The sequence below is a fragment of the Christiangramia sp. 3-2217-3z genome, assembly GCF_051195275.1.
Classification (GTDB): Bacteria; Bacteroidota; Bacteroidia; order Flavobacteriales; family Flavobacteriaceae; genus Christiangramia; species Christiangramia marina.
In genome coordinates this window covers 1-9077 of the sequence record NZ_JBNJLI010000015.1, presented here as the reverse complement: position 1 = coordinate 9077, position 9077 = coordinate 1, and the positions used below count along the sequence as shown (strand labels likewise).

Below are 9077 nucleotides of genomic sequence, written 5' to 3'. Positions count from 1 at the left end.
GGTGCCTAACTAGAGACCGTTATAGTTCTCCCCTTAGTTCTCTCTTAAAATATGAAAACAAAGTAAAGGAGACCGTTGGAGCTAATTTATATGAAGAAACTACTGCGAAACATAATTCCGATTTTTTTGATTGCGTTTAATTCATATTCTCAATCAATAACATCTGGTAGAACAAAAGTATTTGAGCAATACAATACAGAATTTGGTAAACCGAAAGAGATAAAAAATAAAAATACTTTTTATAATAAGTCAGGTAAGGAAATTAAAGAGGAAAAAATTACGTTTTCAAAAAACCTGGATACAATAACCGAGCTTAGATATAAAAATTCACAATTAGATGCCAGGCTAGTATTTATATTTGATGAAGACAAAAATTTAATTTTTAGATCTTTTAAAAATAAAGTTCCTCTATTTGGTTGGCAAAGTCAAAAAGCGGAATACAAATACAACAGAAAAGGTATACAAGAAATTAATGATCTTGATCCCAATAATAACATTTTAAGAAAAGCAATTTTTGAAAATGATTCAATTGGAAATCCGATTTCAATGAAACTCTATGATAGAAATAATAATCTTTTAGGTTACGAAACAGCGGAGTACAAATATTCAAATAATAGTTATACTTATAAAGTCTATGATTCCAAAGAGAACTTAAAAACATCAAGTCAACATACGATCGATAATAAACAATCAAAATCGAATAATTACAATGAACACGGTGACGTAATATCATATCCTAGAAATTGGAATGAAAATGACAATATTTATTATTTGCTAGAATACAAGTATGATGATATGGGCAATTGGGTTGAGAAAAAAATCTACAAAGTTGAAAAGCAAGGCGATACATTCGTGAACAAGGAAAAAGATAGAAGATTTAAAAGAAAAATCGAATATTGGGAAGAATAAACTAGCCCCAACATCGGTTAATCGCAAATAACGGGTTTAGTCGAAAAAGTGTAATTTTAGAAACCAGGAAAGAAAATATTTAATCCGACAAGTCCGCGTCCCTACTCCCGCAACTTGCGATAACCGTAACCGTTGGGTACAATTACCAAAGAAAGTGATCAAATGAAGAATAAGACAGTATTATTATCGATTCTAACTTTGCTTTTTGGATTTCAGAAACTATTAGGGCAGAATTATCTGAATTATTATCAAACTATAAATGACGCTGAGATTGCTCATTTAGATGGGAATTTTCAAATATCAGATTCATTATATCGTGTCTCCTTCAACTTAGTAAATAAACCTTTTAAAGAAGATTACTTATTAGCAGCAAAGAACTCTGAAATGTTGCGTGATTCGGAAAGGACTTATGAATATCTCAGAAAAGCGATTGCCAATGGATTGACTTTCAAAAGGATGAAAAAACAACTATCTATATTTAAAAAATCAAACAGATGGAAGATTATTAAGAAGGAATATGATTCATTACATAACGACTATTTGAAAACTCTGAATATTCAATTGAGAAGCGAGATTGCAGAAATGGTAAAAAATGATCAAAAAGCACGAACTCCAATTTTTGGTAGCTGGCGAAAAATGAGAAAAATTGATTCTTACAATTACAACAGACTTCTAGAAATTATTAAACAAAACAATGACAAGTGGCCGGGATTTTCTGTAATTGGAGAAATTACGCCAAGAGGTAAATATGATGTAACCGAAAATATCACTTTATTACCTTTGCATTTTAGAAAAGAGTGGATAGTTCAATTAAAGCCTTATATGCTAGAAGCTGTTTTGCATGGAGATATGTACCCATACCAATATGCTAGAATAATTGACTATAGAATCGGAAGTGAAGAACAAGAAAATATTGTATACAAGGAAAATAACAGAGTAAAGATTTCTGACAGATGTAATTTGTATGGAACTTATTTAAATGTAAAAGTTTGTGATTGCGAGATAGCAGAGATTGAAAGAAAAAAAATCGGATTCGAACCATTGGAAGATTATTATCGTAAAGTAAAAGGAAATTATGAATGTTTGGGAAATAGGTAACTGTACCCAACATCGGTTAATCGCCAATAAGCGGCAGCCTTAGTAAGAAAATAATTATCTTGAACAACAACAAAATACTAAGCCGACAAATCCGCGTCCCTTACTCCGCCAACTGGCGATAACCGAGACCGTTGTGCAAAATTTAAATCAAGATTTGAAATACGTAAGAAAATCCATTCTGACCCTTCTTTTTATTTCAACTTTAATTAGTTGTAATCAAAAACAAGATTCAAAAACTTCCGAAGAAAAAGTAGTTCCAAAGTTTTCTCAAAAGCAACAAGATTCGTTGATTGATATATATCTTAAAAATGGTGCTTGGAAAAAAGGAATTTATTCACAAGATTGGCAAAAGGAAATTGACAAAGGATTAAAAGTTGATTCAACAGTTGCTTATTTCTGGCAACAAAAAGCAATGCCACTTTTTAAACAAAGTAAATATGAATTAGGAATGCATTTTATTGACAAGGCAGTAAAATACAATCCTAAAAAATGGCAAGACTACAGAGCATTTATAAAATGTATATTTTCTAAAGAATATAAAGATGCAATAAAGGATTTCAAAAATTACCAGGAAAAATATGGATATGGATTTGTAATGGATCATTCATATAATTTCTACATTGGATTAAGCTATTTGCAACTCAACCAATTCGAAAAAGCAGAAAAGCTTTTTAAAGAAGATTACCAAAAAACTATAAAAGAAAATGGAAAAGGCTGGTTGCATCATTTAGACCTTTTTTACTATGGAATTAGCAAATATGAACAAAAGAAATATGAAGAAGCTTTAGAACTATTTGACCAAGCACTGGAAATCTATCCTCAATTTTCAGATGTTCAGTATTACAAAGCCAAGATTCTATATAAAATCGGCAAACCAGAGGAGGGAGAAGTTTTATATAAGAATGCAAAAGAGAATGCGACTAATGGATATTCAATTAATGAAGATAATGTCGTTTATGAGCGGTATCCTTATCAAATTAGGTGGCCTTAAACTTTGCACAACATCGGTTCATCGCAAATAACGGGTTCAACCGAAAAAGTGTAATTTTAGAAACCAGGAAAGAAAATACTTAATCCGACAAATCCGCGTCCCTTACTCCGCCAACTGGCGATAACCGAGACCGTTGTGTGCAAGCGAAACAGAATGATAGATAAAGAACAAAAATACTATAATAGAATTCTCTCAAAATTGATTGGAAGAAGTATAGTTGGGGTCTTTTATGAAGAATTAGATTATCAGAATAATTTAGAATATTGGGAATTTTCAAAAGATATTCATTCGGTTGATTTGAGTATTATTTTTAGACTTGACAATAATGATTTAATACAAATAAAATGGGATGCGGAATTTTACTCTTATGGGATAGGATTTGAAAATTTATCTCAAATAGAAGATAAAGACTTAACTAAAATAATTTCACCTAAAGAAAATAATAACTGGAAAAAAGTTTTAAATAAAAAAATCACAGAGATCGTTATTTATTGGGATAATTGTATAGAAAACAGTTCTAATCAAGAAAAAAATAAATCACACAAAAAATTCATTCAAATTCCTTCAATTTGGGAAATGGAATTTCAAGAACAAAAAATATGGATTTCGACATATGAGATAAAAGAAGAATCTGACAATATATCTTGGGCAGATCATTTGACAATTTTCTTTAATAATAAAAATGAATTAAAGAACGAGTTAGTAGGTGGCGCCAGCACACAACAACGGTTAATCGCCAATAAGCGGCACCGTTAGAAAGAAAATAATTAACTTGACCAACAACAAAATACTAAGCCGACAAATCCGCGTCCCTTACTCCGCCAACTGGCGATAACCGAAACCGTTGGCATTCATTTTATGCTTAATGATACTGTTACTTAACCCCTAAAAAATGATAATCCATAAAATAATTAAACCAACTTTAATTTGGCTTCCTTCAATAATGATGTCAATGATTTTTATTCAAAATGGATTGGGTAAAATTTTTCAAATTAATCAACCAGAGAAAATAATTGAAAACGAAGCTATTTTAATTGTAGTTGGTATAATTCTAATATTTGCAACTATACTATTCTTGATTAATAAAACCATTTTATGGGGAACCTCTCTTTTAGCTTTATATATGACATGTATATCTATTATTCACATCCTAAAAGAAAAACCATTTGAAGTTGTAGCTATGATTGTTTTGGGTACAATATTTTCAGCATTTCTTAGAAAACCGAAAATATTTCATCAAACAAGAATAGAAGAATGATCAGTAATTTATAATTTCATTCAAATAAAAAGAAAAACTCATTTACGTGATCATTTAGATTGAGTTGCATAAAACGCAAGCCAACAACGGTTCATCGCCAATAAGCGGCACCGTTAGTAAGAAAATAATTAACTTGACCAACAAACCAATACTAAGCCGACAAATCCGCGTCCCCTACTCCGCCAACTGGCGATAACCGAGACCGTTCTATGCTATTTTCTCAGAAAGATTTTTACTAAAAAGTTCTACTTATGAGAACTTTAATTACCTTTGTTTTAGATTTTATCAAATGAAGAGAATAATTGCAAAAAGTACATTACGAGAATTCTGGAAAAAACATTCTGATTCAGAACAGTATTTAAAAACTTGGTACGAAACAGCAAAAAGTTCAAATTGGGCTTCTCCAAGTGATATCAAGAAGACGTATGTAAATGTTAGCATTTTAAAAGATAGTAGAGTTGTTTTTAACATTAAAGGAAACTCTTACCGATTAGTCGTTAAGTTTAACTACGATAGACAATGGGCTTTTATTCGTTTTGTCGGAACACACACTGATTATGATAAAATAGATGCGAACACAATTTAAAAATTAGAGCTATGAAAATTAAACCTATTAAAAGCGATAAAGACTACGAGAAGGCTTTAGAAAGACTAGAAGTGATATTTGACGCTCCAATTAATTCCAAAGAGGGCGACGAGGCGGAAATTCTTTCTATGATGATTGATAATTATGAAAATGAGGATTATCCGATTGAGGCTCCAGATCCGATTGAGGCAATAAAAATTAGAATGGAAGAAATGAATCTTAAACAGAAGGATTTAGTTGGTGTCATTGGAGGGAAAAGTAGAGTTTCAGAAATTTTAAATAAAAAGAAAAGATTAACGGTAGATATGATTAGAGAACTTGAGAGAATTCTACATATTTCTGCATCTGTATTAGTAACTAATTACCAATTGACGAAGTGAAAAAACAGCATAGAACAACGGTTCATCGCCAATAAGCGGCAACGTTAGTAAGAAAATAATTAACTTGACCAACAAACCAATACTAAGCCGACAAATCCGCGTCCCCTACTCCGCCAACTGGCGATAACCGAGACCGTTGGCGAGCATTTAATAAGAATATAATTAATGAAAATATTTCGACTACTTTCAATTCTTATTCTTTTCATCAGTTGTAACGAATCTGATAATAAAGGTGATACTACTGAATTTCCAGTTCTCACAAATATTAAAACTGTAAAAAAGATCAAAACTGATTCTTTAATAACCAGATCAAGCAGTAGCATCCTATATATCGGATATCTAAAGGATACAATAGAGCTGAATTACGAATTGGTAGATTTTCCTTTCAACCCACCTCCACCACCACCTCCTCCTCCTGAGAATGGGAAAGTGCAAGAAATAGATACAATAGAATTACGTAAAATTTTCAACACCTACAATGAAAAATTTAAAAGTAATCCTGTTTATCCTTTTTATTCTGGTTGGGAAGAATCCAGAAAATTTAAATCTTGGAATGAAACTAACATTAATATAGAAGTTGATACTAATACAATTATAAAACAATTAGTTATTGACAAATATTTCCGTAAAGAATATTACAAAGCTTATCCTGTTTTTATAAAAAATCAAGAAAATGATACAATCAATATAGGCTACGATAGATTTATCCCAATTATAGTTGAAGCTAAAGACTCAACGAATAAATGGAAACCTATTGAAAAAATGTATTCTTTCATGTGCGGTAATGGAATCAATTCTCTTATTTTGCCACCAAATAATATTATAATCAGTTCTAAAGTTATTTATCAAGGTGATTATAATACAGAATTGCGAATCAAATTAGGAGATAATTATTCGAATAAATTTAAAGGCTCAATAAATTATAGTCAATTTCAAGATTCTCGATATTAAACGACTCGCCAACAACGGTTAATCGCCAATAAGCGGCAGCGTTAGAAAGAAAATAATTAACTTGACCAACAAACCAATACTTAGCCGACAAATCCGCGTTCCTTACTCCGCCAACTGGCGATAACCGAGACCGTTGTGTGCAATATTTAAGAAACTTTTGATGATAAATGATAATTCTAATTTTCCGAAGATAAATAATTCAAAAATTATTGAAGAACAAGGACTTACAATTTTAAAAAGTATAACTGAAAATGAGTTAGGCTGGATGTTCAAAAAAAATAATTTAGAAGACGATTTTGGAATTGATGGATATTTAGAAATAATTTCAGAAAAAGGACAAGTCACAGGTAAATCAATTGCATTTCAACTAAAAACTGGAAAAAGTTTCTTCAAAGAGCAAAATGAAATTGGCTATGTATTTAGAGGGAAAAATAAACACTTAAATTATTATTTAAATCTCGATATACCAATTTTAATAATATTAATAGATCCAGTAAAAAGTGAAGTGATTTGGCAAATTTTTGATGGATCGAAAACCGAGAAAGCAGGTAATAACTGGAAATTAACTATACCTAAAAATCAGATATTAAACATTAAATCAAAACCAGATTTAATGAATTTTGTAGGTCCAATAACTGATTACGTTTCTCAACTTGAACAAGAATGGCAAATAAATGAAATGCTCAAAGCTGGAAATAATAGAATTCTTTTTAGAATTCCAAAAGAAGAAATTCTAAATAAAAAATACCAGTTTATTTTATCTGGATTGGAAAGAGTTCAGGCAACAGCAGAATTAGTGCTCAATCTAAAAAATCGCATAGATATTTCTTTCGATGACTATGAAAGTGATGAAAGGGAGTTATTTGAAATTCCAGAAGTAAAAAATTGGATATTAGAACTATATAGTAAAAGCAACTGTTGGCCTTATTTAATGGCTATGGATCATACTAGCGGTTTTATGAGACTCCTATTTTATTGCCAAATCGAAAACTTAGAAATAATTCGTGATCACAAAGCAAGAAAATTTGATGTTCCGTATAGTGGCGAAGATTTTAAGAAAATAGTTTATCCAATGTTTCATAAACTAAATAAGTACTGCAAAGAAAAAGGATTAAGTATGGAAACGAATAAAGAGATTTCAACCTTAATTGCAAATTATTATTCTCAAGGTCAAATACCTCTATAAAAAAATTTAGAACAAATACTGCACACAACAACGGTTAATCGCCAATAAGCGGCAGCGTTGGAAAGAAAATAATTAACTTGATCAACAAACCAATACTAAGCCGACAAATCCGCGTCCCCTACTCCGCCAACTGGCGATAACCGAAACCGTTGGCAACAAGCTAAGAATAAGTGTAGAATAAAATAAGCTTACTTTGAATCAAGAAGAAATTAAAATATTATATAATGATTTGTGGGATGATTCAAAATTTACACCACAACAAAGAGGTTACAAATTTGAAAAATTAATTGAAGCTAAACTTGAGAACGAAAAACTAGAACCTAGAGCAAGCTATAAGCCAAAGGGAGAACAAGTTGATGGTTCATTTTTTTGGGAAGGGCAAACTTATTTACTCGAAGCAAAGTGGGTAAAAGATAAATTACCAGCTTCCAGCATTTATGCTTTTAAAGGTAAGTTGGATGGAAAATTCCATACTACAAGTGGAATTTTTTTAGCTGTAAATGGTTATAATGAGGATGTTGAGGATGCATTAAAATTTGGAAAATCATTAAATATTTTATTATTCGATAAAAACGATATTTCATTAATCTTCAATAATGAAGCTAGCTTTTTAGATGTCTTGAGATTTAAATTACGAGAGGCCGGCGATACAGGAAGTCTAAACGTACCATATAAACTAAAGCAGAAAGTTCAGAGTATATCAGACTCCCAAACCATAAAATTTATAAATCTATCAGCTTTCAAGAAAAAGTATAATAAGCAAACTGCATCCGAAGACTTATTAATTTTCGTGGAAGGACAAAAGGATGTTCAGTTAATTGATAGCCTTTTAAAACCTCTAGGATCTGATTTTTACTTATCCTATAAAATTGTCGTTTTAGAGGGTTCGAGAAATATCAGACAATTACCGGCTCTTCTAAATTTATATGCCAAGTATCATCAAACTAAAGCTTTAATAGTCTTCGTTGATGAAGATGAATTTTCTTTTCAATTTAAAAGTATAATTGAGAACGTTACTGACCAAATAGAAAATTCATCAATTCCGGTGGAAACCAAATTTTTATTTTTAAATGAAAATTTCAAAAGAAAATTATTGCCTGATGTTGATATTCCACAAAGCCATTCAGAACATTTTACACATTCACAGATATACAACGACCTGTATAATTTTATTCGAAACATAACTGAGGAGTATTATGACCCTGAAATCGACATTCCACTTGAAGCCCTAAATGGGACAATGTCTAGAGCTCATTGGGATTTCGAAAAATCAGAAATTAGTTTTGACGAAGACATTGGATATGACACTATAATCAACAATATTGAAGATTTGATCGATTATTTAAACCAATCAGTAGTCAGTGCAATGGACGGTAGTATGCCGTTGATGTGGCTAAAAGAACAAAACTACCTCGATTATGATACAGAAGCTAGAGAATTTTTGCATCAGTATTATATTGATGATTTGGAAAAATTAAAATGGGATATTAATGCTTTATAGATTTGAAAAATAGCCAGTTGCCAACAACGGTTCACCGCAAATAACGGGTATTCTCGAAAAAGTGTATTTTTAGAAACCAGGAAAGAAAATAACTAAGCCGACAAATCCGCGTCACTACTCCCGCAACTTGCGGTAACCGGGACCGTTGGCTGTAATTATTTAGAGTGAGTGTAACTAAAGCATTTTTTCTGACTTTGCTATTAATGATGGCATATTT

10 protein-coding genes are annotated in these 9077 nt (G+C 31.1%); all 10 read left to right on the top strand.

The window, feature by feature from the left end; translation table 11 throughout:
• Positions 1-90 precede the first annotated feature (90 nt).
• The gene (locus tag ACSHZO_RS15380; RefSeq protein WP_298248341.1) at positions 91-909 is read left to right on the top strand and encodes a hypothetical protein; all 819 of its coding nucleotides are present in this window, start codon (positions 91-93) and stop codon (positions 907-909) included.
• A 162-nt stretch (positions 910-1071) separates the two neighbouring features.
• Positions 1072-2007, top strand: a complete 936-nt coding sequence (locus tag ACSHZO_RS15375; RefSeq protein ID WP_298248340.1) for a hypothetical protein — start codon at positions 1072-1074, stop codon at positions 2005-2007.
• A gap of 154 nt (positions 2008-2161) precedes the next feature.
• Positions 2162-2998, top strand: coding sequence for a tetratricopeptide repeat protein (locus tag ACSHZO_RS15370; protein WP_298248339.1), 837 nt, complete (start codon positions 2162-2164; stop codon positions 2996-2998).
• A gap of 153 nt (positions 2999-3151) precedes the next feature.
• Positions 3152-3754 carry a hypothetical protein gene (locus ACSHZO_RS15365; protein ID WP_298248338.1) on the top strand — a complete coding sequence of 201 codons (603 nt, stop codon included), beginning with the start codon at positions 3152-3154 and terminating at the stop codon, positions 3752-3754.
• Positions 3755-3890: 136 nt separating this feature from the next.
• Positions 3891-4256 (top strand): hypothetical protein, encoded by a 366-nt coding sequence (locus tag ACSHZO_RS15360; protein ID WP_298248337.1) that lies wholly within the window; start codon positions 3891-3893, stop codon positions 4254-4256.
• A 289-nt stretch (positions 4257-4545) separates the two neighbouring features.
• Positions 4546-4842 (top strand): type II toxin-antitoxin system HigB family toxin, encoded by a 297-nt coding sequence (locus tag ACSHZO_RS15355; protein ID WP_193712408.1) that lies wholly within the window; start codon positions 4546-4548, stop codon positions 4840-4842.
• An 11-nt stretch (positions 4843-4853) separates the two neighbouring features.
• Complete coding sequence (locus tag ACSHZO_RS15350; protein WP_193712409.1) at positions 4854-5222, top strand: helix-turn-helix domain-containing protein; 369 nt, start codon at positions 4854-4856, stop codon at positions 5220-5222.
• A 165-nt stretch (positions 5223-5387) separates the two neighbouring features.
• On the top strand, positions 5388-6173 hold the full coding sequence (locus tag ACSHZO_RS15345; RefSeq protein WP_298248336.1) for a hypothetical protein: 786 nt from the start codon (positions 5388-5390) through the stop codon (positions 6171-6173).
• A 160-nt stretch (positions 6174-6333) separates the two neighbouring features.
• The gene (locus ACSHZO_RS15340; protein WP_298248335.1) at positions 6334-7359 is read left to right on the top strand and encodes a DUF4365 domain-containing protein; all 1026 of its coding nucleotides are present in this window, start codon (positions 6334-6336) and stop codon (positions 7357-7359) included.
• Between the two features lie 193 nt (positions 7360-7552).
• Entirely contained in the window at positions 7553-8860 is a 1308-nt protein-coding gene (locus ACSHZO_RS15335; protein ID WP_298248334.1) for a hypothetical protein, read from the top strand.
• Positions 8861-9077 lie beyond the last annotated feature (217 nt).

Bases quoted from the DNA above. Each gene is read 5' to 3' on its own strand.
- ACSHZO_RS15355 (WP_193712408.1), top strand. From the start codon at position 4,546: ATGAAGAGAATAATTGCAAAAAGTACATTACGAGAATTCTGGAAAAAA.
- ACSHZO_RS15380 (WP_298248341.1), top strand. From the start codon at position 91: ATGAAGAAACTACTGCGAAACATAATTCCGATTTTTTTGATTGCGTTT.
- ACSHZO_RS15345 (WP_298248336.1), top strand. From the start codon at position 5,388: ATGAAAATATTTCGACTACTTTCAATTCTTATTCTTTTCATCAGTTGT.
- ACSHZO_RS15350 (WP_193712409.1), top strand. From the start codon at position 4,854: ATGAAAATTAAACCTATTAAAAGCGATAAAGACTACGAGAAGGCTTTA.
- ACSHZO_RS15375 (WP_298248340.1), top strand. From the start codon at position 1,072: ATGAAGAATAAGACAGTATTATTATCGATTCTAACTTTGCTTTTTGGA.
- ACSHZO_RS15365 (WP_298248338.1), top strand. From the start codon at position 3,152: ATGATAGATAAAGAACAAAAATACTATAATAGAATTCTCTCAAAATTG.
- ACSHZO_RS15360 (WP_298248337.1), top strand. From the start codon at position 3,891: ATGATAATCCATAAAATAATTAAACCAACTTTAATTTGGCTTCCTTCA.
- ACSHZO_RS15340 (WP_298248335.1), top strand. From the start codon at position 6,334: ATGATAAATGATAATTCTAATTTTCCGAAGATAAATAATTCAAAAATT.